This is a genomic window from Streptomyces sp. NPDC005496, assembly GCF_042872045.1.
Lineage (GTDB): Bacteria > Actinomycetota > Actinomycetes > Streptomycetales > Streptomycetaceae > Streptomyces.
In genome coordinates this window covers 424,709-450,830 of record NZ_JBIAJQ010000002.1, presented here as the reverse complement: position 1 = coordinate 450,830, position 26,122 = coordinate 424,709, and the positions used below count along the sequence as shown (strand labels likewise).

The window sequence follows — 26,122 nt, the reverse complement described above, 5'->3', positions numbered from 1 at the left end:
TCCGGCCGTCGGGGTAGTCCCCTACGGGCAGGTTCGGGGTTCTTGTGGAACTCCGGACCTGCCCGTTGCGTTTACCGTTGAAGAGCCGCGGCAGCCGCCGCGCCGGACGGAGGAGGAGCGTGGTGGAAGCCGTGGTCGCAGTGATGGCACTGCTCTTCCTGCTGTTCGTGGTCCTCGGCGCGTACGCCACCGTGAAGGTCGTCGGCGCCGCCAAGCGCGGCGTGGACCGCACGCTGACCCAGGCGCGCCGCACCGTCGAGGACACCACCCTGCGCGCCAGGACCCTCGCCCAGCCGGGCCCCACCGGCGAGCTGGCCCAGCTCCGGCTCAAGCTGCGGACGTCGATGCGCGCCACCCAGGACGCCCTGCACGCGGGCGTGACCCACGACGAGTCCCTGAAGGAGTCGCTGGGCCTCTTCGAGCGGCTCAGCGCTCACGGACACGAACTGGACGGCGAGCTCAAGCGCCTGGAGACCGAACCAGACCGGGGCACGCTCGTCTCCCGCCTGCCCGGTCTCCGCGAGCGCACCGAGCAGATCACGCGCTCGGCCGACGCCCTGCGCTGGGCGGCCCGCGACCGGGCCCGCCGCTTCGCCGACGACGACCTCGACTCGCTGAGCACGCAGATAGACATGGAGGCGGGCGCGCTGCGCCACTGGACGACGGAGCCGACCGGCACCTCGTCCTGGCCCCAGGCGCCGGCACCCGAGGACGCGACGTCCGGCCGCCAGACGTGGCCCGAGACACCCGGGGCCCGCGCGGCCGAGGAGCCCACCCGGTCGGCCATCACCCCGCCGGCACCGCGGCCCGTCCACCCCTGGCAGAAGAAGCCCCGCCCCGAGAGCACCACTTGATCCGGTCGGCCCCGCTCCCGGCGCCCGGGGCCGGACTGCCGCTCGCCCGCCCCGACAGGTAACCTCCAGCTCATGTCCCGCCATGTCGCGATCGTCACCGATTCAACGGCCTACCTGCCGCCACGGACGATGGAGCGCCACGGCATCACGGCGGTGCCCCTCACCGTGGTCCTCGGTGACCGGGCCCTCGAAGAGGGCACCGAGATCTCGGCCCGCTCCCTGGCCCAGGCCCTGCAGAAGCGGCGGTCCGTCACCACCTCCCGGCCCAGCCCCGAGGTCTTCGCCGAGACCTACCGCAAGGTCGCCGAGTCGGGCGCCCCGGGCATCGTCTCCCTCCACCTGTCCGCCGAGTTCTCCGGCACGTACGACGCCGCCGTCCTCGCGGCGCGTGAGGCGCCGGTGCCCGTGCGCGTGGTGGACACCGGCATGGTCGCGATGGCCCTCGGCTTCTGCGCACTGGCCGCCGCCGCGTCCGCCGAGGCGGGCGGCACCGTCGACGACGCGGTCACGGCAGCGGAGAAACGGGCCGCGGGCACCTCCGCCTTCTTCTACGTCGACACCCTCGACTATCTGCGCCGAGGTGGCCGGATCGGTGCCGCCCAGGCCCTGCTGGGCTCCGCCCTGGCGGTGAAGCCCCTGCTCCAGCTGGACGGCGGGCGCATCGAACTCCTGGAGAAGGTCCGGACCGCGTCCAAGGCGATCGCCCGCCTGGAGGAGATCGTGGCCGACCGCGCGGGGGCCGCGCAGGTGGACATCGCGGTCCACCATCTCGCCGCCCCCGAGCGGGCGTCGGCGCTGGCCGACCGGCTGCGGGCACGGGTGCCGGGCCTCGCGGATCTCCATGTCAGTGAGGTCGGAGCGGTCATCGGGGCGCACACGGGACCGGGGTTGCTGGGAGCGGTCGTCTCCCCTCGGTGAGACGGCCGACGGGGTGGGATTTCCCCCGTACGAGTGAGCGAGTTATCCACAACGGGGCCGTCGTCCACGGGAATTGACCAAGATCATCGCGGGAGCCGTGGGTTGGCTCATCCTCGGCGCATGGCACTTCGATCACGCTCACGTACAGCCATCGCGACCAGCGGCCCGGGCAGGGGTCCCGTCTCCGACGGGCGCACCCGTCATCGGCGGCACCACGCCCGCGGCCGGGGCGGACGACATCAGACATCGGCGGAGGTGCTCCGCCGACGGGCGGAGGCGCTCTTCGCCGAAAGAGCAGGGGAACCGGGGGGTTCGGGGGTTGGGCCGTCGGTCGGTTCGGATGGGCCGCCGGCGGATTCAGAGGTTGGGCCGTCCGTTGATTCGGACGGGCTGCTGGTCGGTTCGGAGTTTGGGCCGCCTGGAGGGTGGGCCGGGGAGGTCCGTGGGAGCGAGGGGCGTCGCGGTGGTGCATCTCGTCGCGGCGATGTCAGTGCGGGTCCGGGTGCTGGCGGTGGTGCTTATGAGGGTGCGGTCGCGGGGGTTGGCTCGGGGACGGGTGCCGATATCGGCGGAGTGCCCGGTGCGTGGCGCGAGCGGGTGGGGCCCGCGGTGCGGGAGCGTCTGCCGCTGTGGCTCCAGTCGCGGTGCGGACTGGAACGGCGGAGTGTGGTCGCACTCACCGTCGTGCTCGTCGTCGCCGCGGTCTTCGCCGCCCAGCACTTCTGGACGGGACGCACTCAGCAGGTCCGCGCACCGGAAGTCGTACGGGCGGCGGTTCCCTACGGGGAGGAGAGCGGACGGGAGGGCACGAAGCCCGAGTCCTCGACCGGCGCGCCGACTCCGGGCGGAGGCCCCGGCAGGGCGATCTTCGTGGACGTCAGCGGCAAGGTGCGCAGTCCCGGTGTCCAACGGCTGCCGGCCGGTTCACGGGTCGCCGACGCTCTGCGGGCGGCCGGCGGGGTGCGTCCCGGCACGAAGACCGAGGGCCTGAACCGGGCACGCCTCCTGGTCGACGGCGAGCAGGTGGTCGTCGGCGGCCCCGCGCCCCCGGCCGGTGTCGGCTCCGGCCAGGCGGGGACTTCGGGCGGCGCTGGGTCCGTCACCGGGTCGGTGCCCGGTGGGCCTCCCGCGGCGCCGGTCTCCCTGAACGCCGCCACGGCGGAGCAGTTGGACACCCTGCCGGGAGTCGGGCCCGTTCTGGCCCAGCACATCATCGACTACCGCGCCCAGCACGGGGGTTTCCGCTCGGTCGACGAACTGCGCGAGGTCAACGGCATCGGTGACCGCCGCTTCGCCGATCTGCGAAATCTCGTACGCCCATGAGCGGGGCAGGGACCACGGAACCCGGGGCACCCGACCGCCCGGCGGTGCACGCCGTCTCCGGCAAGCGGCTGGGGGCGTCGCACCCCCGCCAGGAAGGGGCGACGGACCTGAGGTTGGTGCCGCCCGCCCTGGCGGCCTGGGCGACGGCGGCGCTGACGGTGCACGTGTCCGGCGCGTGGGTGACGGGCCTGGTCGTGGTCTGCCTCGCGGGGGCGGCCGTGCTGTTGCTGATGCGGTGGCGAGGGGCGCATGGGGTGCAAAGGGGAGCACCGTCGGACGGGGGAGTGGGCGGCGAGGGGGCGGTGGTCGGGGCGCCTGTTGCATCGCCGGGGCGGCGACGAGGAGACGGCGTCCGGGGTCCGTCGGGGGCGTGGCCGCAGGTTTCGGCGGCCGCCGTGCTGTTGTGTGTCGCCGCGGCCGCCACCTCCGCCGGAGTGCACGGGGCGGATCTGCGCCGGGGCCCCGTGCCTGACCTGGCACGGCAGTACGCGCGGATCACGGCCGAGGTGCAGCTCACCTCCGACCCCCGGCTCACCCGGCCCCGCGTCAGGGGAGATCAAGCGGCTCCCACGGCGGTGCTGCTCGACGCGGAGGTGCGGCGGGTGAGGAAGCCGGACGGGACGGTCGTGGCGACCCGCACGCCGGTGCTGGTGATCGTGGACGCGAGCGGCTACCGGAAGCGGGGAGGCGCGGGGCGCTCACGATGGCTGGAGCTGCTGCCGTCCACGCGGGTACGGGTGTCCGCCCAGGTCGTGCCCGCCCTGACCGGCGGTGACCGGATCGCGGGTGTCCTACGTGTCCGCGGCGGAGGGGCACCCGACGTCGTGGGGGAGCCGTCGGGGGTGCAGCGCCTCGCGGGCCGGCTGCGCGGCGGGCTGCGGGAGGCGACCGAGGGGCTGGACCCGGACGCGCGGGCGTTGCTGCCGGGCCTGGTCGTCGGCGACACCTCACGCGTCTCCCCGGAGCTGGACGAGGCGTTCAAGGCGACCGACCTCGCCCATCTGCTGGCGGTCAGCGGCGGCAACCTCGCTATTCTGCTCGTCCTGTTCATCGGACCACCGGGGCTGGCGCAGCGGGCCGAGCGCCGTGGTCTGGCGGCCGGACTCGGAATGTCGTTGCGGACGACCGCGCTGTTCGGCGGTGCGCTCACGGTCGGCTTCGTGATCGTGTGCCGACCGGACCCCAGTGTGCTGCGGGCCGCGGCGTGCGGTGCGATCGTGCTGCTCGCCATCGCGACCGGACGACGCAGGTCCCTGATCCCGGCGCTGGCCACCGCGGTCCTGGTGCTGGTGCTCTACGACCCCTGGCTGGCGCGGAGTTACGGCTTTCTGCTCTCCGTGCTGGCGACCGGCGCGCTGCTCACCATCGCCCCGCGCTGGAGCGCCGCGCTCCAGAGGCGCCGGGTCCCGCCCAGGGTGTCCGAGGCGCTGGCCGCGGCGGCGGCCGCCCAGGTCCTGTGCGCGCCGGTGGTGGCGGTGCTGTCCGCCCGGGTGAGCCTCGTGGCGGTGCCGTGCAACCTCCTGGCCGAGTTCGCGGTCGCGCCGGCCACGGTGCTGGGTTTCGCCGCCCTCGCGACGGCGCCGGCGGCGATGCCGGTCGCCAAGGCACTCGCCTGGTGCGCGAGTTGGCCCGTCGGGTGGATCGCGGACATCGCCCGCACCGGGGCGGCGCTGCCGGGCGCGGGGGTGGACTGGCCGGGTAGTTGGACGGGCGCGTTGCTGCTCGCCCTGGTCACGGCGGTCGTCGTACTGGTGGGGCGCAGGCTGGTGAGACACCCCTGGCTGTGCGGAGTCTGTGCCGTGCTGTTCCTGCTGGCCGTGGTGCAGCCGCCGCCGCTGACCCGGGTTATCACGGGCTGGCCGCCGCCGGGCTGGCGCTTCGCGGTCTGCGATGTGGGACAGGGCGACGCGACCGTACTCGCGGCGGGCGACGGTACGGGCGTGGTGGTGGACGCGGGACCGGACCCGGTGCTCGTCGACCGGTGCCTCAGCGAGCTCGGCATCACGAGGATCCCGCTGGTCTTGCTGACCCACTTCCACGCCGACCACGTGGCGGGGCTGCCGGGCGTGCTGCGGGGGCGTTCGGTGGGCGCCATCGAGACGACCGGCCTGGAAGAGCCGCCCGAGCAGGCAAGGTTCGTGCGGTCCCAGGCGGCGGCGCGGCACATCCCCGTGACCCGTGCCGCGGCGGGGGAGCGGAGGCGTACCGGAGACCTCGACTGGCGGGTGGTGTGGCCGCCACCGGGTCCCGCCCCGCCGGCCGAGGGCCCGAACGACGCCAGTGTCGCCCTGCTCGTGCGGTCGGCGGGACTGTCCCTCCTGCTGCTCGGCGACCTGGAACCCGTCGCCCAGCAGGCCCTGCTGAGGTCGCCCGGCGGCGCGGGCCTGGGCGCCGTGGACGTGCTCAAGGTCGCCCACCACGGCTCGGCCTACCAGGATCCGGAGCTCATACGCAGGGTGGCTCCGAGGCTCGCGTTGATCTCGTGCGGCGAGGACAACCCGTACGGACACCCGGCACCCAGCACGGTCGCCGCGCTGCGTTCCGGGGGTGCGGCGGTGATGCGCACGGACAAGGACGGGGCCATCGCGGTCACGGGCTCGGGTGAGGGACTGCGGGTGGCCAGGGGGTGAGGGGCCGGGAGGGGAGGGCGCAGCCGAGGGTGGGGCGGGCCGGAAGGAGGGAATCAGTCGGAACGGTGGTTCGGGACGGGGTGTCCGGTGGTCGCGGAGGGAGACTGGGCTCATGAATTCCGCACAGATCGACGCCTATCTCCGTCGTATCGGGGCCGCCCGCCCCGAGCGGCCCACCGCCGAAGCGCTGCGTGAGCTCCAGGTGCGGCATCTGCGAACCGTTCCGTTCGAGAACCTGTCGATCCACCTCGGTGAGGAGATCGTGCTGGAGGAGAAGCGGTTGCTGGACAAGGTGGTGGGGGCCCGCAGGGGCGGCTTCTGCTACGAACTGAACGGCGCCTTCGGGATGTTGCTGGCTGGTCTGGGATTCGACGTGACCCTGCTCGCGGCGCGGGTGCACGGGGCGGGCGGCCGGCTCGGGATCCCCTACGACCACCTCGCGCTGCGGGTGCGGACGTCGGACGGGGGCGACCTGCTGGCCGACGTGGGCTTCGGGGCGAACAGCCACTGGCCGCTGGCCTTCGGGGAGAGGGACGACCAGGTCGATCCGGCCGGCACGTTCCGTGTGGAAGAGGCGGAGGAGCCGGGCTTGGACGGTGCGCCGGAGTACGGGGATCTGGATGTGCTGCGGGACGGAACCGCGCAGTACCGCCTGGAGACGCGCCGGCGTGTGCTCGGGGACTTCGTGGCGGGGGCCTGGTGGCACAGCACGTCACCGGAGTCGCACTTCACGCAGTCGCTGGTGTGTTCGCGGGTCACGGAGGACGGAGGGCGGATCACGTTGAGCGGCCGGGTCTTCACGGTGACCGGAGTCGACGGCACGAAGGAGGTGTCGGAGCTGGGTACGGACGAGGAGGTGCTGGGGGTCTACCGGGAGCGGTTCGGGATGGAGCTGGGCCGGGTTCCGGTGGTGCGGGAGGCCTGATCGGCCGAGGTCGTCCCAGGTCGTCATGGCCACCCGGGGCAGCCCGCGATTGTTGAGGCTGTCCGGGATGCTCCGAGGCGCCCAGAGCGGTCCCGATGCCGCGCCAGGCTTTCGTGAGTTGCCGGGGGCGTCGGGGTCTTCCGGCGCTGTCCGGGGTCGTCCGACGTTGTCCGAGGCCATGCGGGGCCGGCGCCGGCGGCCGGTGAGGAGCGGCTGGGCGTCAGGTGCCGTCGGTCGGAGGGCCCGGCGAAGGGTGTTCCCGGCGTTGGGTGGGCCCGGCGTCCGGGGCCGATGGCCGTCGCGGAAAATGTCTCCGTGAGCGATGTGAGACATGTGCTGGTGCTGCCCGACCGCGATGCGGCGGAGGAGGCGCTGGAGGCACTCGGGGACCGGTTCGGCCTGGACGAGGAGCCGCAGCTCGTACGGGACGCGCTGGCCGGTGAGGACGATGCCGAGGACGCGCAGTGGCTGGTCGTGCTGCGGGACTTGGACGGGCGGCTCGTTCCCGCGGAGCTGGACGAGTTCGCGGGCGAGTGGGACGGCTGGCGGGAGGAGCCGTAAGCGGGGGCCGACGCCCGCTTACGTCCTGTGGACCGGCCGGTCGACGTCGCCGCGTATTGGTGACCAGGCGCCCTGTCGGAACTCCCTGGCCGCCTGCTCAGGGCTGCGTGGGTCCGCGATGCGGTGGGTTGTCAGTGGCGCGTGGGATGCTTGGCGCGATGGCCAGGAAGACTGCACAAGACGACCCCCTCGCCCCTGTCACGCTAGCCGTGGGACAGGAGGATCTCCTGCTCGACCGTGCCGTGCAGGAGGTGGTGGCCGCTGCCCGGGCCTCCGATGCCGACACGGACGTGCGGGATCTCACGCCGGACCAGTTGCAGCCGGGGACGCTCGCGGAGCTGACGAGTCCGTCGCTGTTCGCCGAGCGCAAGGTGGTCGTCGTACGGGATGCCCAGGATCTGTCGGCCGACACGATCAAGGACGTGAAGGCATACCTCGGGGCGCCCGCGGAGGAGATCACCCTGGTGCTGCTGCACGCGGGCGGGGCCAAGGGCAAGGGGCTGCTCGACGCCGCGCGCAAGGTGGGAGCGCGCGAGGTTGCCTGTCCGAAGATGACGAAGCCGGCGGACCGGCTGGCGTTCGTGCGCAGTGAGTTCCGGGCGCTCGGCCGGTCGGCGACGCCCGAGGCGTGTCAGGCGCTCGTCGACTCCATCGGGAGCGACCTGCGGGAGCTGGCGTCCGCGGTGTCGCAGCTGACCGCGGATGTCGAGGGCACGATCGACGAGGTCGTGGTCGGGCGGTACTACACCGGGCGGGCCGAGGCGTCGAGCTTCACCGTGGCCGACCGGGCCGTGGAGGGGCGGGCGGCGGAGGCGCTGGAGGCGTTGCGCTGGTCCCTGTCGACCGGGGTCGCGCCGGTGATGATCACCAGTGCGTTGGCGCAGGGCGTGCGGGCGATCGGCAAGCTGTCGTCCGCGCGGGGCGGGCGGCCCGCCGATCTGGCCCGGGAGCTGGGGATGCCACCGTGGAAGATCGACCGGGTGCGGCAGCAGATGCGGGGGTGGACTCCCGACGGGGTCGCCTATGCGTTGCGGGCTGTGGCCGATGCCGATGCGGGGGTGAAGGGGGGTGGGGATGATCCCGAGTACGCGCTCGAGAAGGCGGTCGTCGCCATCGCCCGGGCGGCTCGGTCCAGGCTGGGCTAGCCCCGAAACCGGGGTGACTTTCCCGACCCCTTCGGCTCGCGCTGCGGGTGCCGGATGCCGGGTGCCGCTGGCCGACGGTTGCCCCGGGTCCCGGGTCCCGGGTTCGTGCTGAGGGTTGGATTCTCAGCCCATCCAGCGTTTGAGGACCTACTAACTCCAGCTACCGCCTCGCCCCGCCCGCAGGCACTCGTGCCACCTCACCTCACACCTCTGCGCCGCCCCAGCGGACCCGCCTCTGGGCACCCGTCGCCCCAGGCGCTCGCGCCCAACGCCCGCACGGCGGCCCCCCCGGCACCCGTGGCCCACCCCGAAAACCCAAAAGCCCCAGCCACCCCTCCTGGGGAAGGAGGGGGTGCCGGGGTTCTTGGAGCAAGCTCTGTGGATCCACGCCCGCGTGGCGAACGCAGGTCGCGCGTGGGTCCGGGGGTGTCGGGTGGGAGCGGAGAGAGAGGGCCCGCTCGGGTCCAGCCGACGGTCAAGTCAGGGGTCGAGCCCGCGAGGGCTCAGCCGACTCAGCCCTTGAGGGAAGCGACCTTCGAAGCAAGCGCCGACTTCTTGTTGGCGGCCTGGTTCTTGTGGATGACGCCCTTCGAGACGGCCTTGTCGAGCGCGCGCGACGCGTCGCGCGTGTACTCCGTGGCCTTCTCGACGTCACCCGCGGCAGCGGCCTCGCGGGCCTTGCGGATCGCGGTCTTCAGAGAGGACTTGACGGCCTTGTTGCGCAGCCGGGCCTTCTCGTTGGTCTTGATCCGCTTGATCTGGGACTTGATGTTCGCCACTGATGAGCCTTTTCAGGTTCAGGCGCGCGAGGGCAGGCCTCACGCGCCGATGATTGATCTTCGAGTAGCTCCCCGGCGAACCGGCGGAACTGCTGCCCCGCTGGTAGCCCGGCGGAGCCGATACCCCTCCGGTCACCCGGTGGAGCCGTCTGTGCCTCGTGCAGAGAGGGCATGAGACACAGCCACCCAGGCTACCAGTCGTCGCGGGGGCGGCCCAAACCGGTCGCAGCTCCCCGCCCGTGGGACCATGGAGCCTACGTATCGATCCGACCCGAGGCGACAGGCGCCTCAAGAGACAGGACCCTGCGTGCCCGCGACCCCTAACAATGTGCCCGAGCCGAGCCGTACCGCCCCGGCTCTGATCCGCAATTTCTGCATCATCGCGCACATCGACCACGGCAAGTCCACGCTCGCCGACCGCATGCTCCAGCTGACCGGGGTGGTCGACCAGCGGCAGATGCGTGCTCAGTACCTCGACCGTATGGACATCGAGCGCGAGCGTGGCATCACGATCAAGTCCCAGGCGGTCCGGCTGCCCTGGGCTCCCACGGAGGACCCGGGCAGGACCCACATCCTCAACATGATCGACACCCCCGGGCACGTCGACTTCACGTACGAGGTGTCCCGGTCCCTCGCGGCCTGTGAGGGCACGGTCCTGCTGGTCGACGCGGCCCAGGGCATCGAGGCGCAGACTCTCGCCAATCTCTACCTGGCGATGGAGAACGACCTCAAGATCATCCCCGTACTGAACAAGATCGACCTGCCGGCGGCGCAGCCGGAGAAGTTCTCCGAGGAGCTGGCCAACCTCATCGGGTGCGACCCCGACGACGTGCTGAAGGTCTCCGCGAAGACCGGCATGGGTGTCGAGGCGCTGCTCGACCGGGTGGTCGCGGAGGTGCCGGCCCCGGTCGGTGTCGCCGACGCCCCGGCGCGCGCGATGATCTTCGACTCGGTCTACGACTCCTACCGCGGTGTCGTGACGTACGTGCGTGTCATCGACGGGCAGCTCAACAAGCGTGAGCGCATCCGGATGATGTCCACCAACGCCACGCACGAGCTGCTGGAGATCGGCACCAACTCGCCCGAGATGCTGTCGGCCGACGGCCTCGGTGTCGGCGAGGTGGGGTACATCATCACCGGCGTGAAGGACGTCCGTCAGTCCAAGGTCGGTGACACGATCACCACCCTGAACAAGGGTGCGACCGAGGCGCTCGGCGGTTACAAGGACCCGAAGCCGATGGTCTTCTCGGGGCTGTATCCGCTCGACGGGTCCGACTACCCCGAGCTGCGTGACGCGCTCGACAAGCTCCAGCTCAACGACGCCGCCCTGGTGTACGAGCCGGAGACCTCGGCGGCGCTGGGCTTCGGCTTCCGCGTCGGCTTCCTCGGACTACTGCACCTGGACGTCATCCGCGAGCGGCTGGAGCGCGAGTTCGGGCTCGACCTCATCGCCACGGCGCCCAACGTGGTCTACCGCGTCCTCATGGAGGACGGCAGCGAGCACACGGTCACCAACCCGAGCGAGTTCCCCGAGGGCAAGATCAGTGAGGTGTACGAGCCCGTCGTACGTGCCACGATCCTCGCGCCGTCGGAGTTCATCGGCTCGATCATGGAGCTGTGCCAGACCCGGCGCGGTGTGCTGCTCGGCATGGACTACCTGTCCGAGGACCGGGTGGAGATCCGGTACACGCTGCCGCTCGCGGAGATCGTCTTCGACTTCTTCGACCAGCTGAAGTCCAAGACGCGCGGTTACGCCTCGCTCGACTACGAGCCCACCGGCGAGCAGACGTCGAGCCTGGTCAAGGTCGACATCCTGCTGCACGGCGACAAGGTGGACGCCTTCTCGGCGATCACCCACAAGGACGCGGCGTACGCCTACGGCGTGCGGCTCGTGGCCAAGCTGCGCGAGCTGATCCCGCGGCAGGCCTTCGAGGTGCCGATCCAGGCCGCCATCGGCTCGCGCGTCATCGCCCGCGAGACCATCCGCGCCATCCGCAAGGACGTCCTCGCTAAGTGCTACGGCGGTGACATCTCCCGGAAGCGGAAGCTGCTGGAGAAGCAGAAGGAGGGCAAGAAGCGGATGAAGATGGTGGGTTCCGTGGAGGTCCCGCAGGAGGCCTTCATCGCCGTGCTCTCCAGTGACGACAACGCCGGCTCGGGCAAGGGCAAGAAGTAGCCACCCGGATCGAGAAGCAGCCGTCCGAAAGACGGACGACGCCCGGAAACGGACCGGGCGGCAGGGGCCCGTTCCGCTCGCCGGCGGCGGGCCCCCTGTGCATGCGGCCGGTTGCTCTCTGTAGGAAGTGACAGGCCGCTGCCTCTTACATACCAGGCGGTCGGGCCTTACTCTGATCTCTGCTCGGTAGTTACTCACGAGTTAAACAAGGCTTCGTGAGTGACGACAACACAGCCGCAACCAGCCAGCCGCACAGCAGTCGATCGAGCCAGTCGCACGCACTGTCGCGGGCCCCGGAGGATGTCGTGAGCGACACACAGACCCTGATCGAGAACCGTCCGCCCTCCGTGGCGGCCGTCTTCCTGGAGCGCGTGGCGGCCACGCCCGATGCCGAGGCCTACCGCTATCCCGTACCACCGGCCGCGGGCCAGGGCCCGGACGAGTGGAAGTCGCTGACCTGGGCGCAGGCCGCCGAGCGGGTCTACGCCATCGCGGCGGGCCTGATCGAGCTGGGGGTGCGGCCGGAGCAGCGTGTGGCGCTGGCCTCCTCCACCCGCGTCGAGTGGATCCTCGCGGACCTCGGCATCATGTGCGCCGGCGCGGCCACGACGACCGTGTACCCGCAGACGAACGCGGAGGAGTCCGCGTTCATCCTCTCCGACTCGGAGAGCAAGGTGCTGATCGCGGAGGACGCCGCGCAGCTCGCCAAGGCGCGCGCCAAGCGGGCCGACCTGCCCGAGCTGACCCATGTCGTGGTCGTCGACCCCTCCGGCCTGGACGCCGACGGGGACGAGGGCGACTGGGTGCTGTCGCTCGCCGAGCTGGAGGCGCGCGGCGCCAAGTACCTGGAGAAGAACCCCGACCTGATCAAGGAGAAGGTCGGCGCGATCACCGCCGCCCAGCTCGCCACGCTGATCTACACCTCGGGTACGACGGGGCGCCCCAAGGGTGTCCGGCTGCCGCACGACAACTGGTCGTACATGGCCAAGGCCACCGTCGCCACCGGTCTGATCAGCGCCGACGACGTGCAGTACCTGTGGCTGCCGCTCGCCCACGTGTTCGGCAAGGTGCTCACCTCGGGGCAGATCGAGGTCGGTCACGTCACCGCCGTGGACGGCCGGGTCGACAAGATCATCGAGAACCTGCCGGTGGTGCAGCCCACCTACATGGCGGCCGTGCCGCGCATCTTCGAGAAGGTCTACAACGGGGTCGCGGCCAAGGCGCGGTCCGGTGGCGGCGCCAAGTACAAGATCTTCCAGTGGGCCGCCGAGGTGGCCCGCGAGTACGCGAAGGTCAGCCAGGACAACTTCCGGCGCACCGGCGTCGCCTCCGTCCCCTTCGGGCTCGGGGCCAAGCACAAGGTCGCCGACACCCTGGTCTTCGCCAAGATCCGCGAGGCCTTCGGCGGCAACCTGCGCGCCTGTGTCTCCGGCAGCGCCGCGCTCGCGCCGGAGATCGGCTACTTCTTCGCGGGCGCCGGCATCCACATCCTGGAGGGCTACGGGCTCACCGAGTCCTCCGCCGCCTCCTTCGTGAACCCCGGCGAGGCGTACCGCACCGGCACGGTCGGCAAGCCGCTGCCCGGCACCGAGGTGCGCATCGCGGACGACGGCGAGATCCTGCTGCGCGGCCCCGGCATCATGGAGGGCTACCACGGGCTGCCCGAGAAGACCGCCGAGGTGCTGGAGTCCGACGGCTGGTTCCACACCGGTGACATCGGCGAGCTGTCCCCGGACGGCTACCTGCGGATCACCGACCGCAAGAAGGACCTCATCAAGACCTCCGGCGGCAAGTACGTCGCGCCCGCCGAGGTCGAGGGCCAGTTCAAGGCCGTGTGCCCGTACGTCTCCAACATCCTCGTGCACGGCGCCGACCGGAACTTCTGCACCGCGCTCATCGCCCTGGACGAGCCGTCCATCCTGGACTGGGCGAAGGAGAACGGCCTGGAGGGCAAGTCGTACGCCGAGGTCGTCGCCGCGCCGGTCACGGTCGAGATGGTCGAGGGCTACGTCAAGCAGCTCAACGACGGTCTCCAGCGCTGGCAGACCATCAAGAAGTTCCGGCTGCTGCCGCGGGACCTGGACGTGGAGCACGGGGAGATCACCCCGAGCCTGAAGCTGAAGCGCCCGGTCGTGGAGCGGGAGTACAAGCACCTCATCGAGGAGATGTACGCCGGCTCGCGCGAGGCGTAGCCGTACGGCGGTGCGAGGACCGGTGATCGCCGGCCCTCGCACCGCCAAGCCGTGAGGGCCGGCGGTTTCCGCACCGCCAAGCCGTGAGGGGTCGGCGGTCCCCGGCTCCCCGTACCCGCACGGCGTGACGGGCCGGACGGTCGACGTCTACAGGCCTCGCCCGCGTCGCATCTCCGTGAGCAGCTCCTCCATCTTCCGGATGTGGCCGCGCAGTTCGGCGACGTCCGGGGTGCCGCCGTCCACCATGTGGGTCTCGACCGTGTGCAGGCGCTCGGCCAGCTCGTCGAACTGGGCCTGCTCGCGGGCCAGCATCCGCTCCAGCTGACGGCTCTTGCGGTGCAGGTCGAGGAAGACGGTCACCTTGGCACGCAGCACCCACGGGTCGAAGGGCTTCGTCAGGTAGTCCGCTGCGCCCGTCGCGTACCCGCGGAAGGCGTAGCCCGCGTCGGCGTCCGTGCCGGTCAGGAAGATGATCGGGACGTCCTTGGTCTGGTCGAGCCGCTTGATGTTCGCGGCGGTCTCGAAGCCGTCCATGCCCGGCATCCGGATGTCGAGCAGGACGACGGCGAACCGCTGCCGCAGCAGCGCCTTCATCGCCTCCTCGCCCGAACGCGCCCGCACCAGCGGCTCGTTGAGCGACCCCAGGACGGCCTCCAAGGCGACCAGGTTGTCCTCCATGTCGTCCACCAGGAGGATGCTCGCGCGCTCGTCGGTCCTTGCCTCAGCGCTCATGGTGACTGTGCCTCACTCGGTCAGCGGCGGGACGGCGGGCTCCTCCGAGAGGCCCGGTCCCGGGACGGCGGACCCGGCGGAGGGGTCCGGCGCACCGCCGGGGTCCGTGCCCGCGGGGTCGAGCAGCGCGCAGACGACGGTCAGCAGCTGATCGACGTCCACCGGCTTGGGTACGTAGTCGTTGGCGCCCCGCGCGATGGACTTCTCGCGGTCTCCCGGCATCGCCTTCGCGGTCAGCGCGACGATGGGCAGCCCCGTCCAGCGGGGGGTGCGGCGGATGGCGGCGATCGTCTCGTAGCCGTCCATCTCCGGCATCATGATGTCCATCAGGACGAGTTCGACGTCCGGATTGCGTTCCAGTGTCTCTATGCCCTCGCGCCCGTTCTCCGCGTACAGGACCGGCATGCCGACCCGGCCGAGGACGTGGGTGAGGGCGAAGACGTTGCGGATGTCGTCGTCCACGATCAGTACGCGCCGGCCGGGCAGGACCTGGCCGGCCCGGCCCGCCTTCCACGCCTCCAGCTTGGTGAGCGTCGGCCAGGAGTCCTCGGTGTCGTGCGCCGTGTAGGGCTCCGTCGACAGCTGCTCGGGCACGGGCGGCCTGCGGTCCTCGGCGACCGCCCCGGTGGCGGCGTGCCCGGGGCTGATGACCGGGACGTACAGCGTGAAGGTGGAGCCCTGGCCGGGGGCGCTCTCGGCGATGATGCGGCCGCCGAGCAGCCCGGCGATCTCGCGGCTGATGGAGAGTCCGAGGCCGGTGCCGCCGTACTTGCGGTTGGTGGTGCCGTCGGCCTGCTGGAACGCCTCGAAGATCACCGGGAGTTTCTCCGGGGCGATGCCGATGCCGGTGTCGGAGACCGCGAAGGCGATCACGTCGTCGCTGTTCTCGCGGGTGAAGACGTGCTCGGGGTCCTTGAGCCGGCTGACCCGCAGCTCGACGCGCCCGTTCGCGGTGAACTTGATCGCGTTCGAGAGGAGGTTGCGCAGGATCTGCTGGAGCCGCTGCTCGTCCGAGTACATCTCCCGCGGTACGTCCTCGCCGACCGTGACCTCGAAGGCGAGCCCCCGGTCGATGGTGAGCGGGCGGAAGGTGGCGTGCACGTAGTCGAGCAGTTTGATCAGCGGCAGCTTCTTCGGGCGTACGTCCATCCGCCCGGCCTCGATCTTCGACAGGTCGAGGATGTCGTTGATCAGCTGGAGCAGGTCGGACCCCGAGCGGTGGATGGTGGTCGCGAACTGCACCTCCTGGTCGGAGAGATGGCCGTCCGGGTTGTCGGACAGCAGCCGGGCCAGGATGAGCAGGGAGTTCAGCGGGGTCCGCAGCTCGTGGGACATGTTCGCCAGGAACTCGGACTTGTACTGCGAGGAGGTCGCCAGTAGTGCGGCCTTCTCCTCCAGTTCGGCGTTGGAGCGCTGCAACTCGCCCTGCTGGCGCTGGAGTTCGTCCGAGCGTTCCTGGAGCTGGGTGGCGAGCCGCTGGGACTCGCCGAGCAGCGACTCCGTGCGGGAGTTGGCGATGATGGTGTTGATCGCGACGCCGATGGTGTTCACGAACTGGTCGAAGAAGGCCAGGTGGACGTCGGAGAAGCGGGAGAACGACGCCAGCTCGATCACGCCGAGCAGCTTGTCCTCGAAGAGGATCGGGATGATCACGACGCTGGCCGGCGCGGCCTCGCCCAGCCCGCTGTTGATCTTGATGTAGTCCGGCGGGGCCTCGTCCACGAGGATGCGCTTCTTCTCCCGCGCCGCCTGCCGCACCAGCCCGTGCACCGGCATACCGCCCGTGTCGACCGTCGCGCCCTGCGCCGAGCCGTACCCGGCGATGAACGCCAGCCCCTTCGCGGGGATGGCGGTCCGCAGGGACTCGTCCTCGGGGTCGGCCAGGAAGAACGCGCCGTACTGCGCGTTCACCAGCGGCGTCAGCTCGCGCAGGATCAGGTCGGCGACCTCCATCAGGTCGCGGTGCCCCTGCATCAGCGCCGCGAGACGGGCGAGGTTGGACTCCAGCCAGTCCTTCGCGCGGGTGGTCTCGCGGAGGTTGGCCACCATCAGGTTGATGTTGTCCTTGAGCTCGGTGACCTCGCCCTGCGTCTCCACCGTGATCGAGCGGGACATGTCGCCCTGGGCCACGGCCGAGGCCACCTCGGCGATGGCGCGGACCTGCGTGGTCAGGTTCAGGGCGAGTTCGTTGACGTTCGTCGTCAGCCGCTTCCAGGTGCCGTACACGCCCTCCACCCGGGCCTGGCCGCCCAGTTGGCCCTCGCTGCCCACCTCGCGGGCCACGCGCGTGACCTCGGAGGAGAAGGACGACAGCGTGTCCACCATGGTGTTGATGGTGGTCTTCAGCTCCAGGATCTCGCCGCGGGCGTCCACGTCGATCTTCTTGGACAGGTCGCCCTGCGCGACCGCGGTGGCGACCTGCGCGATGTTGCGCACCTGCGAGGTCAGGTTGTCCGCCATGTAGTTCACGTTGTCCGTCAGGTCGCGCCAGACCCCGGAGACGCCGAGCACCTGGGCCCGTCCGCCCAGCCGGCCGTCGGTGCCGACCTCGCGCGCCACCCGCGTCACCTCGTCGGCGAACGCGCGCAGCTGCTCCACCATCGTGTTGACGGTGTCCTTCAGCTCCAGGATCTCGCCGCGCGCGTCCACGGTGATCTTCTTGGAGAGGTCGCCGTTGGCGACGGCGGTGGTGACCTGCGCGATGTTGCGGACCTGCGAGGTCAGGTTCAGCGCCATGAAGTTGACGTTGTCGGTGAGGTCCTTCCAGACGCCCGAGACGCCGCGCACCTGGGCCTGGCCGCCGAGGTTGCCCTCGGTGCCGACCTCGCGGGCGACGCGGGTCACCTCGTCGGCGAACGCGGAGAGCTGGTCCACCATCGTGTTGATGGTCGACTTGAGTTCGAGGATCTCGCCCTTCGCCTCGACCGTGATCTTCTTGCCGAGGTCGCCCTGCGCCACCGCCGTGGACACCAGCGCGATGTTGCGGACCTGCGAGGTCAGGTTGTCCGCCATGAAGTTGACGTTGTCGGTGAGGTCCTTCCAGACGCCCGACACCCCGCGCACCTGGGCCCGCCCGCCGAGGTTGCCCTCGGTGCCGACCTCGCGGGCCACGCGGGTCACCTCGTCGGCGAACGCCGAGAGCTGGTCCACCATCGTGTTGATCGTCGACTTCAGTTCGAGGATCTCGCCCTGGGCGTCGACGGTGATCTTCTGGCTGAGGTCGCCGTTGGCGACGGCCGTGGTCACCTGGGCGATGTTGCGGACCTGCGAGGTCAGGTTCGACGCCATGAAGTTGACGTTGTCCGTGAGGTCCTTCCAGACCCCGGAAACCCCGCGCACCTGGGCCCGGCCGCCCAACTGGCCCTCGGTGCCCACCTCGCGGGCCACGCGGGTCACCTCGTCGGCGAACGCGGAGAGCTGGTCCACCATCGTGTTCACGGTGAGCTTGAGTTCGAGCAGCTCGCCGGTCGCCTCGACCGTCACCGTCCGGGTCAGGTCCCCGCGTGCCACCGCCGTGGTCACCAGCGCGATGTCCCGTACCTGGGCGGTCAGCCGGGAGGCCATGGTGTTGACCGCCTCCGTCACGTCCCGCCAGCTCCCCGACAGGCCCTGCGCCTTGGCCCGGCCGCCGAGCCGCCCCTCGGTGCCGACCTCGCGGGCGACCCGGGTCACCTCGCCGGTGAAGAGCGACAGCTGGTCCACCATCTTGTTGACCGCCCGGCCCAGCCGGCGCAGATCGCCCCGCAGCTGCCGGTTGCCGTCGTGCAGGTCGACCCGCTGGGTCAGATCGCCGCCCGCCACCGCGTCCAGGACCCGGGTCGCGTTCGCCGCCGGCGCCACCAGGGCGTCCAGCAGCTGGTTCACGTCGTCGACCCGGGACGTCCAGCTGCCCTGCCCCGGGCTCGCCGACAGCCGCTCGTCCAGCCGGCCGTGGCGCACCAACTCGCGGCGGACCCGCTGCACTTCGGTGTTGAAGTGCATGTTCCGGTCCATCACCTGGTTGAAGGCGGTGCTCAGCTCGGCCACCAGCCCGTGCCCGGTCTCCGGCACCTTCGTGAAGTAGCCGTCCCTGACCGCGGTCAGCGCGGCGAGCAGCGGACGAAGATCCGACGCCCGGATCCGACCGTCTTCGGGCACATCACCGGCACTGTTCTCACTCATGGCGGCCCACTTCGGTAACTCGGCGCTTATGGGCACGGTCAGTCTGTCACCCTGTCCGCATCGGCTGAGGTGATTCGTCCGAACTGCTCAGGGAGACGCACAGTGGGGCCCATACCGACGCGACGGGAGACCCTGTCCCGGGCCCGCGGTGCGCCCGAGCACCCCGGCGCGGGCCGGCGCGCGGTGGCCCGCACGACCCTGCCCGGCGGTCCGCTCGCCCCCGGCGCTGCCCGCCGCTTCGTCCGGGCCGCGCTCACCGACTGGGCCGAACGCGCCCTGACCGGCACTGTCGCGGTCACCGACCGGCTGCTCGACGACGCCACCGTGGTCGTCAGCGAGCTCGTCACCAACGCCGTCGTGCACGCCGGCACCGACGTGGAGCTGCTCTGCCGCCTCGACCAGGACGACCCGCGGGAGCCGGACGCCGACGAGGACGAACCGGACACCCTCGGCGGCCACGGCACGGCGGGGCTCGTCCTGGAGGTCGCCGACCACCACCCCTCCCGCGGGGTACGGGACGACGGCACCGAACGCCCGTACGGCACCCCGGAGTACGGGCGCGGCCTCCGCCTGGTCGCCGCGCTCTCCGGCGAATGGGGCGTCTCGTACCGCACCGGCGTCAAGACCGTCTGGGCGCGGCTGCCCGTCGGCGCGGCCCCGGCCGACGGCGTGGGCGACCCGCACGTCCCCGCACCGGCCGCCGAGCACCGTACGGCCGCCGCCGGTCCGCCCGGCCCCGCACCGGGCCGCACGGCCCGGCGGGACCACGACTGGGTCAGCCGCGGCGCGCTCTCCTTCCTCGCCGAGGCCTCCGACCTGCTCGCCGGACAGCTCGACGAGGAGCTGGTCGCGGCCCTCGCCGGACAGCTCCTCGTGCCCCGCATCGCCGACTGGTGCGCCGTCTGGCTGGAGGACGAGGCCACCGGCTGGCGGGGCTCCGACCGGCCGGGCGCCACGGGGCCACGGCTGGCCCGGGTCTGGCACGGCAGCGAGAACCGCATCGAGGAGCTGCGCCGCGCCCTGGAGAACGACCCGCCGCGGCTGCCCGACTCGGTGCGCTCCCGGGCCGTCCCGGTGCCCTGGCCCGGCGAGGACCGGGGTCCGCACGGAGCGCCCGGCGCGGCACTGGCGTACCGGCTGATCGCCGGCGGCCGGCCGCTGGGCACCCTCGTCATCGGACGCGCCGGTCTGACCGGCTTCCCCGACGAGGTCACCGGACTCGTCGAGGACCTCAGCCGCCGCATCGCCCTCGCCATCGGCGCCGCCCGCCAGTACGCGCGCCAGGCCACCATCAGCCGGGTGCTCCAGCGCGGCCTGCTGCCCGGCGCCGTCGCCGAGATCCCCGGCGTGCGCAGCGCGCTCGTGTACGAGCCGTGTGACAAGGGCGGCCCGAGCGGCGACTTCTACGACCTGTTCCCGGCCGGCGACGGGCGCTGGTGCTTCGCCGTCGGCGACGTCCAGGGCAAGGGCCCCGAAGCCGCCGTCGTCATCGGGCTCGCCCGGCCCTGGCTGCGGCTGCTGGCCCGCGAGGGCTACGCCGTCGCCGACGTCCTGGACCGCCTCAACCAGCTGCTGCTCGACGACGCGACCGAGGCGGCCGACGCCGCGGCCCGCGCCCTGGTCGCGACCGGCGGGCCCGGTCTGGTCGACGCCGAGGGCCCGCAGACGCGGTTCCTGTCCCTGCTCTACGGCGAGCTGGTGCCCTTCGACGGAGGCGTGCGCTGCACCCTCGCCTCCGCCGGGCACCCGCTGCCGCTCCTCCTCGGACCCGACGGCTCCGTCCGGGAGGTGGCCGCCCCGCAGACCCTGCTCGGCGTCGTGGAGGACGCGGGCTACACCGCCGAGACCTTCGAGCTGTACCCGGGCGACACCGTGCTGTGCGTCACGGACGGGGTGACCGAGCGCCGCGACGGCGCCCGCCAGTTCGACGACCACGACGGACTCGCGACCGCCCTCGCGGGCTGCGTCGGACTGAGCGCCCAGCTGATCGCGGAGCGCGTCCGGCGGCTCGTGCACGCCTTCGGCGGCAAGCCGCCCGAGGACGACCTCGCCCTCCTGGTCCTCCAGGCGGAGCAGCCGGACCGGCCGCCCCGCCCCCGCCTCCCGGACCACGCGGACCGGGACGGGTGAGCCGTGCTGGACAATGGAGGGCATGCCTTCCGCACTCCCCGACGGTGAGCCCGTCCCCGACGACGGGGCGCTGCCCGAGCACGCCCTGGCCGGGGCCGCCGAGCGCGCCCTCGGGTTCTACCTCCACGTCCCGTACTGCGCGACCCGCTGCGGCTACTGCGACTTCAACACCTACACGGCCACCGAGCTGCGGGGCACCGGAGGCGTGCTCGCCTCCCGCGACAACTACGCGTCGACCCTGATCGACGAGGTCCGGCTGGCCCGCAAGGTGCTGGGCGACGACCCTCGCCCGGTCCGCACGGTCTTCGTCGGAGGCGGCACGCCCACACTGCTGGCCGCCGACGACCTGGTACGGATGCTGGCCGCCGTCCGCGACGAGTTCGGGCTCGCGGACGACGCCGAGATCACCACGGAGGCGAACCCGGAGTCCGTCGACCCCGCCTACCTCGCCACCCTGCGGGCCGGGGGCTTCAACCGGATCTCGTTCGGCATGCAGAGCGCACGGCAGCACGTCCTGAAGGTGCTCGACCGCACCCATACCCCGGGCCGGCCCGAGGCGTGCGTCGCCGAGGCCCGCGCCGCCGGCTTCGACCACGTCAACCTGGACCTGATCTACGGCACCCCGGGGGAGACCGACGACGACTGGCGGGCCTCCCTGGACGCCGCCCTCGGCGCCGGTCCCGACCACGTCTCCGCGTACGCGCTGATCGTGGAGGAGGGCACGCAGCTCGCCCGCCGTATCCGCCGCGGCGAGGTCCCCATGACCGACGACGACGTGCACGCCGACCGGTACCTCATCGCCGACGAGGTGCTCGCGGCGGCGGGTTTCGACTGGTACGAGGTCTCGAACTGGGCGACCTCGGACGCGGGACGCTGCCTGCACAACGAGCTGTACTGGCGCGGCGCCGACTGGTGGGGTGCCGGGCCCGGTGCCCACAGCCACGTCGGCGGCGTGCGGTGGTGGAACGTGAAGCATCCCGGGGCGTACGCCGCCGCGCTGGCCGCCGGCCGTTCGCCGGGCGCCGGACGCGAGCTGCTCGCCGACGAGGACCGGCGGGTCGAGCGCATCCTGCTCGAGCTGCGGCTGCGTGAGGGCTGCCCGCTGTCGTTGCTCAGGCCCGAGGGCCTGGCTGCCTCCCGTCGCGCCCTCTCCGAGGGTCTCCTCGAAGCGGGCCCGTACGAGGCCGGGCGGGCCGTGCTCACCCTGCGGGGGCGGTTGCTCGCGGACGCGGTGGTACGGGACCTGGTGGACTGAGGTCCGCCCGCTTTCCTCCGTGCCTTGGGGTTCCGTCCCCGGGACCCGGGACCCGGGACCCGGGACCCGGGACGGCGAGTCGCGCTGACGCGCTTGTCCTCAAACGCCGGACGGGCTGAATTTTCCCCCGGGACCCGGGTGCCCTTGTTCTGAGCGCCCCGCGGGCTGATGTCGCCCTCGTGTCGCGCTGACGCGCTCGTCCTCAAGCGCCGGACGGGCTGAAATTCGCCCCCCGGGTCCTCGGGTGTCGCGCTCGTCCTCGAACGCCGGGCGGCTGAGGTCTGCCCCCGTCCTCCAGCCGTCGGCCGGGCTGGCGTCTGCCTTCGGACCCCTTGCCGTGCCGTGCCGTGCCGGGCGCGGCGCTACTCCGGTGCCGTGACGAAGTCGATCAGTTCCTCGACGCGGCCGAGGAGTTCCGGTTCCAGGTCCTTGTAGGAGCGGACCCGGGACAGGATGTGCTGCCAGGCGGCGCCCGTGTTCTCGGGCCAGCCGAGGGCGCGGCAGACGCCGGTCTTCCAGTCCTGCCCGCGCGGTACCCGGGGCCAGGCGGCGATGCCGACGGAGGACGGCTTCACGGCCTCCCAGATGTCGATGTAGGGGTGGCCCACGACGAGCGCGTACTCGCTCGTGACCCCTTCGGCGATCCGGAACTCCTTCGAACCGGGCACCAGGTGGTCGACCAGGACCCCGAGCCGGGCGTCCGGACCGGGCCCGAACTCCTCCACCACCGCGGGGAGGTCGTCGACGCCCTCCAGGTACTCGACGACGACGCCCTCGATACGCAGGTCGTCGCCCCAGACCCGCTCGACGAGCTCGGCGTCGTGCCGGCCCTCGACGTAGATGCGGCCGGCCCGGGCCACGCGGGCGCGGGCGCCGGGCACGGCGACCGAACCGGAGGCGGTGCGGCTGGGGCGGGCCGGTCCGGCGGCGGGCCGCACCAGGGTGACCACCCTGCCCTCCAGCAGGAAGCCGCGCGGCTCCATCGGGAACACCCGGTGCTTGCCGAAGCGGTCCTCCAGCGTCACCGTGCCCGCCTCGCAGCGGATCACCGCGCCGCAGAAACCGGTGCCGGGCTCCTCCACCACCAGACCGGGGTCGGCCGGGACCTCGGGCACGGGCTTGGGCTTCTTCCACGGCGGGGTCAGGTCCGGAGAGTACTGGCGCATTCGGATGACGATAGGAGAAGACGCGCGCCGAAGTGCCCGCCCGCGCCTACGACACGCCGAAGCGGGCGGCCAGCGCGTCCCGCTGGGCCCGGACGAACGCCGCGTCCACCGCCGCCCCGTGGCCCGGCACGTACACCGCGTCCTCGCCGCCGAGGTCCAGCAGCCGGTCCAGCGCCGCCGGCCAGTGGGACGGGACGGCGTCCGGACCGGCCTGCGGCTCGCCCGACTCCTCCACGAGGTCGCCGCAGAACACCACCTCCCGTCCGTCGGTGCCGGGCACGAGCACCACGAGGTCGTACGCCGTGTGCCCGGGGCCCACGTTCGCCAGCAGGACCTGCGTGCCGCCGCCGAGACCCAGCGTCCACTCGCCGGAGACGAGGTGGCGGGGCCGGACGAGCAGGTCCGCCGCCTCCGCCGCCGCCCGCGGGTCCAGGCCGTTGCTCACGGCGTCGGCGCGCAGTTCCTCGCGTCCGTGGGCGAGGGCGGTGTCCAGGCCCACCGCGCCGAACACCTCCACCCCGGAGAAGGCGGCGGCCCCGAGGACGTGGTCGAAGTGCGGATGCGTCAGTGCGAGGTGCGTCACACGCCGCTCAGGTCCCAGGAGCCGGCCCGCCTCGGCGCGCAGCCGCGCGCCCTCCGCGAGGCTCGACCCCGCGTCGATCATGAGGGCCGCCCCCTCGCCCACCACGAGCCCCGCGGTGCAGTCCCAGCCCGGGAGCCGGCACCGCCCGGCGTGCGGGGCGAGTTGCTCCCATCCCGCCTCTTCCCAAGTCACCGTCACACGGAGACGCTAGCGGCAAGGGGGTACGACGGCGCGACATGGCGGGACACGTCCGTACACCGTGGCGGGGCGTCACGGGCCCGCCCTTGCCGGGGCCGTACCTCACCGCCGTACACTGGCCCGGGGAACGCTGGCACTCGCACGCGCTGAGTGCCAGGACGAAGACCGCGACGACCAAGGTGCCGACAGCTGGAGGTGTGCGCGATGCTCAGTGAACGCAGGCTCGAGGTGCTGCGCGCCATCGTCCAGGACTACGTCGGGACGGAGGAGCCGGTCGGCTCCAAGGCGCTGACCGAGCGCCACCGGCTGGGCGTCTCCCCGGCCACCGTCCGCAACGACATGGCCGCCCTGGAGGACGAGGGGTACATCGCCCAGCCGCACACCAGTGCCGGGCGCATCCCCACCGACAAGGGCTACCGGCTGTTCGTGGACAAGCTCGCCGGCGTCAAGCCGATGACCGCGCCCGAGCGCCGCGCCATCCAGAACTTCCTCGACGGCGCCGTCGACCTCGACGACGTCGTGGGGCGCACGGTGCGGCTGCTCGCGCAGCTCACCCGGCAGGTCGCCGTCGTCCAGTACCCCTCGCTGACCCGTTCGACGGTGCGGCACGTGGAACTGCTCTCGCTGGCCCCGGCCCGCGTCATGCTGGTGCTCATCACGGACACCGGCCGGGTCGAGCAGCGCATGATCGACTGCCCCGCGCCCTTCGGCGAGACGTCCCTGGCGGATCTGCGGGCCCGGCTCAACAGCCGGATCGCGGGCCGCCGTTTCGCGGACGTGCCGCAATTGGTGCAGGATCTGCCGGAGGCCTTCGAGACGGAGGACCGCGGTACGGTCGCGACGGTGCTCTCCACTTTGCTGGAGACGCTCGTCGAGGAGAACGAGGAGCGGCTGATGATCGGCGGCACCGCCAATCTCACCCGCTTCGGACACGACTTCCCCCTCACGATCCGGCCGGTCCTCGAAGCCCTGGAGGAGCAGGTCGTGCTCCTCAAGCTGCTCGGCGAGTCGACGGATTCGGGCATGACCGTACGGATCGGTCACGAGAACGTCCACGAGGGGCTCAACTCCACGTCCGTGGTCTCGGTCGGCTACGGTTCGGGCGGCGAGGCAGTCGCAAAACTCGGCGTGGTCGGACCGACCCGCATGGATTACCCGGGAACGATGGGAGCGGTACGCGCAGTGGCACGGTACGTCGGACAGATCCTGGCGGAGTCGTAAGTGGCCACGGACTACTACGCCGTACTCGGCGTGCGCCGCGACGCGTCCCAGGACGAGATCAAGAAGGCGTTCCGGAGGCTCGCGCGCGAGCTGCACCCGGACGTCAATCCCGATCCGAAGACGCAGGAGCGCTTCAAGGAGATCAACGCCGCCTACGAGGTGTTGTCGGACCCGCAGAAGAAGCAGGTCTACGACCTCGGCGGTGACCCGCTCTCGCAGAGTGGCGGCGGGGGCGCGGGCGGCTTCGGCGCCGGCGGGTTCGGGAACTTCTCGGACATCATGGACGCGTTCTTCGGCACCGCGTCGCAGCGGGGCCCCCGGTCGCGCACGCGCCGCGGCCAGGACGCCATGATCCGGCTGGAGATCGACCTCGACGAGGCGGCCTTCGGCACCACCAAGGACATCCAGGTCGACACGGCCGTGGTGTGCACCACCTGCAGCGGCGAGGGCGCGGCCCCCGGGACCTCCGCGCAGACCTGTGACATGTGCCGCGGTCGCGGCGAGGTGTCCCAGGTCACGCGGTCCTTCCTGGGCCAGGTCATGACCTCCCGCCCCTGCCCCCAGTGCCAGGGCTTCGGCACGGTCGTGCCGACGCCGTGCCCGGAGTGCGCGGGCGACGGGCGCGTGCGCTCGCGCCGCACCCTCACGGTGAAGATCCCGGCCGGTGTCGACAACGGCACCCGGATCCAGCTCGCGGGCGAGGGCGAGGTCGGCCCCGGCGGCGGCCCCGCCGGTGACCTCTACGTCGAGATCCACGAGCTGCCGCACGCGCAGTTCCAGCGGCGCGGCGACGACCTGCACTGCACGGTCACCCTCCCCATGACCGCAGCCTCCCTCGGCACGAAGGTGCCCCTGGAGACCCTGGACGGGCTGGAGGAGGTCGACATCCGACCGGGCACCCAGTCCGGCCAGTCGATCCCGCTGCACGGCCGCGGCATCACGCACCTGCGGGGCGGCGGCCGGGGCGACCTCATCGTCCACGTCGAGGTCATGACCCCCTCCAAGCTGGACCCGGAGCAGGAGCGTCTGCTGCGCGAACTGGCCAAGCTGCGCGGCGAGGAGCGGCCCACCGGCCAGTTCCAGCCCGGCCAGCAGGGCCTGTTCTCCCGGCTGAAGGACGCCTTCAACGGACGCTGACGCCGGAGCGCGCGGGCTGCCCGGACCGGGCGCCCG

The 26,122-nt window shown here is 72.0% G+C and carries 18 protein-coding genes; 13 read left to right on the top strand and 5 right to left on the bottom strand.

The annotated features are described in order from the left end of the window. Nucleotides 1–122: 122 nt before the first annotated feature. From ACFYQQ_RS06565 to holA, 7 genes are all read left to right on the top strand, one after another. Nucleotides 123–854 carry a hypothetical protein gene (locus ACFYQQ_RS06565; protein ID WP_356168900.1) on the top strand — a complete coding sequence of 244 codons (732 nt, stop codon included), beginning with the start codon at nucleotides 123–125 and terminating at the stop codon, nucleotides 852–854. A gap of 72 nt (nucleotides 855–926) precedes the next feature. Further along, nucleotides 927–1,772: a DegV family protein gene (locus ACFYQQ_RS06560; RefSeq protein ID WP_355793849.1), complete on the top strand. Its 846-nt coding sequence runs from the start codon at nucleotides 927–929 to the stop codon at nucleotides 1,770–1,772. Between the two features lie 120 nt (nucleotides 1,773–1,892). Further along, complete coding sequence (locus ACFYQQ_RS06555; RefSeq protein WP_355793848.1) at nucleotides 1,893–3,095, top strand: ComEA family DNA-binding protein; 1,203 nt, start codon at nucleotides 1,893–1,895, stop codon at nucleotides 3,093–3,095. Next, a complete protein-coding gene (locus tag ACFYQQ_RS06550) occupies nucleotides 3,092–5,725 on the top strand; it encodes a ComEC/Rec2 family competence protein (protein ID WP_388903743.1) in 2,634 nt (877 codons plus the stop codon). The genes ACFYQQ_RS06555 and ACFYQQ_RS06550 overlap by 4 nt, the downstream gene beginning before the upstream one ends. Before the next feature lie 112 nt (nucleotides 5,726–5,837). After that, complete coding sequence (locus tag ACFYQQ_RS06545; protein WP_355780561.1) at nucleotides 5,838–6,650, top strand: arylamine N-acetyltransferase; 813 nt, start codon at nucleotides 5,838–5,840, stop codon at nucleotides 6,648–6,650. 315 nt (nucleotides 6,651–6,965) lie between these two features. Then, complete coding sequence (locus ACFYQQ_RS06540; RefSeq protein ID WP_355780564.1) at nucleotides 6,966–7,211, top strand: hypothetical protein; 246 nt, start codon at nucleotides 6,966–6,968, stop codon at nucleotides 7,209–7,211. 158 nt (nucleotides 7,212–7,369) lie between these two features. After that, on the top strand, nucleotides 7,370–8,356 hold the full coding sequence (holA, locus tag ACFYQQ_RS06535) for a DNA polymerase III subunit delta (protein ID WP_355780584.1): 987 nt from the start codon (nucleotides 7,370–7,372) through the stop codon (nucleotides 8,354–8,356). 512 nt (nucleotides 8,357–8,868) lie between these two features. On the opposite strand, the gene rpsT is transcribed toward holA, so the two are convergent. Continuing rightward, nucleotides 8,869–9,135, bottom strand: coding sequence for a 30S ribosomal protein S20 (gene rpsT, locus ACFYQQ_RS06530; protein WP_121403109.1), 267 nt, complete (start codon nucleotides 9,133–9,135; stop codon nucleotides 8,869–8,871). A gap of 307 nt (nucleotides 9,136–9,442) precedes the next feature. Between rpsT and lepA the strand changes: the two genes are divergently transcribed. Beyond that, nucleotides 9,443–11,311: a translation elongation factor 4 gene (gene lepA, locus ACFYQQ_RS06525; RefSeq protein WP_355780567.1), complete on the top strand. Its 1,869-nt coding sequence runs from the start codon at nucleotides 9,443–9,445 to the stop codon at nucleotides 11,309–11,311. Nucleotides 11,312–11,616: 305 nt separating this feature from the next. Next, nucleotides 11,617–13,503, top strand: a complete 1,887-nt coding sequence (locus ACFYQQ_RS06520; RefSeq protein WP_355780569.1) for an AMP-dependent synthetase/ligase — start codon at nucleotides 11,617–11,619, stop codon at nucleotides 13,501–13,503. Nucleotides 13,504–13,650: 147 nt separating this feature from the next. On the opposite strand, the gene ACFYQQ_RS06515 is transcribed toward ACFYQQ_RS06520, so the two are convergent. Continuing rightward, a complete protein-coding gene (locus ACFYQQ_RS06515; protein ID WP_355780572.1) occupies nucleotides 13,651–14,235 on the bottom strand; it encodes a response regulator in 585 nt (194 codons plus the stop codon). A gap of 12 nt (nucleotides 14,236–14,247) precedes the next feature. Continuing rightward, a complete protein-coding gene (locus tag ACFYQQ_RS06510; RefSeq protein ID WP_356237727.1) occupies nucleotides 14,248–18,396 on the bottom strand; it encodes a HAMP domain-containing protein in 4,149 nt (1,382 codons plus the stop codon). A gap of 102 nt (nucleotides 18,397–18,498) precedes the next feature. Here ACFYQQ_RS06510 and ACFYQQ_RS06505 point away from each other — a divergent pair, with 102 nt between their 5' ends. Both ACFYQQ_RS06505 and hemW read left to right on the top strand, forming a co-directional pair. Next, on the top strand, nucleotides 18,499–20,526 hold the full coding sequence (locus ACFYQQ_RS06505; RefSeq protein ID WP_388903739.1) for a SpoIIE family protein phosphatase: 2,028 nt from the start codon (nucleotides 18,499–18,501) through the stop codon (nucleotides 20,524–20,526). Between the two features lie 22 nt (nucleotides 20,527–20,548). Continuing rightward, entirely contained in the window at nucleotides 20,549–21,781 is a 1,233-nt protein-coding gene (hemW, locus tag ACFYQQ_RS06500; RefSeq protein ID WP_355793124.1) for a radical SAM family heme chaperone HemW, read from the top strand. Nucleotides 21,782–22,143: 362 nt separating this feature from the next. Here hemW and ACFYQQ_RS06495 read toward each other — a convergent pair whose 3' ends face one another. Further along, complete coding sequence (locus tag ACFYQQ_RS06495; RefSeq protein WP_356168806.1) at nucleotides 22,144–22,947, bottom strand: DUF3097 domain-containing protein; 804 nt, start codon at nucleotides 22,945–22,947, stop codon at nucleotides 22,144–22,146. A gap of 46 nt (nucleotides 22,948–22,993) precedes the next feature. Then, the gene (locus ACFYQQ_RS06490) at nucleotides 22,994–23,728 is read right to left on the bottom strand and encodes an MBL fold metallo-hydrolase (RefSeq protein ID WP_356237730.1); all 735 of its coding nucleotides are present in this window, start codon (nucleotides 23,726–23,728) and stop codon (nucleotides 22,994–22,996) included. 204 nt (nucleotides 23,729–23,932) lie between these two features. On the opposite strand from ACFYQQ_RS06490, the gene hrcA reads away from it, so the two are divergent. Next, a complete protein-coding gene (gene hrcA / locus ACFYQQ_RS06485; protein ID WP_121404740.1) occupies nucleotides 23,933–24,949 on the top strand; it encodes a heat-inducible transcriptional repressor HrcA in 1,017 nt (338 codons plus the stop codon). After that, the gene (gene dnaJ, locus ACFYQQ_RS06480) at nucleotides 24,950–26,086 is read left to right on the top strand and encodes a molecular chaperone DnaJ (protein ID WP_355792408.1); all 1,137 of its coding nucleotides are present in this window, start codon (nucleotides 24,950–24,952) and stop codon (nucleotides 26,084–26,086) included. Nucleotides 26,087–26,122 lie beyond the last annotated feature (36 nt).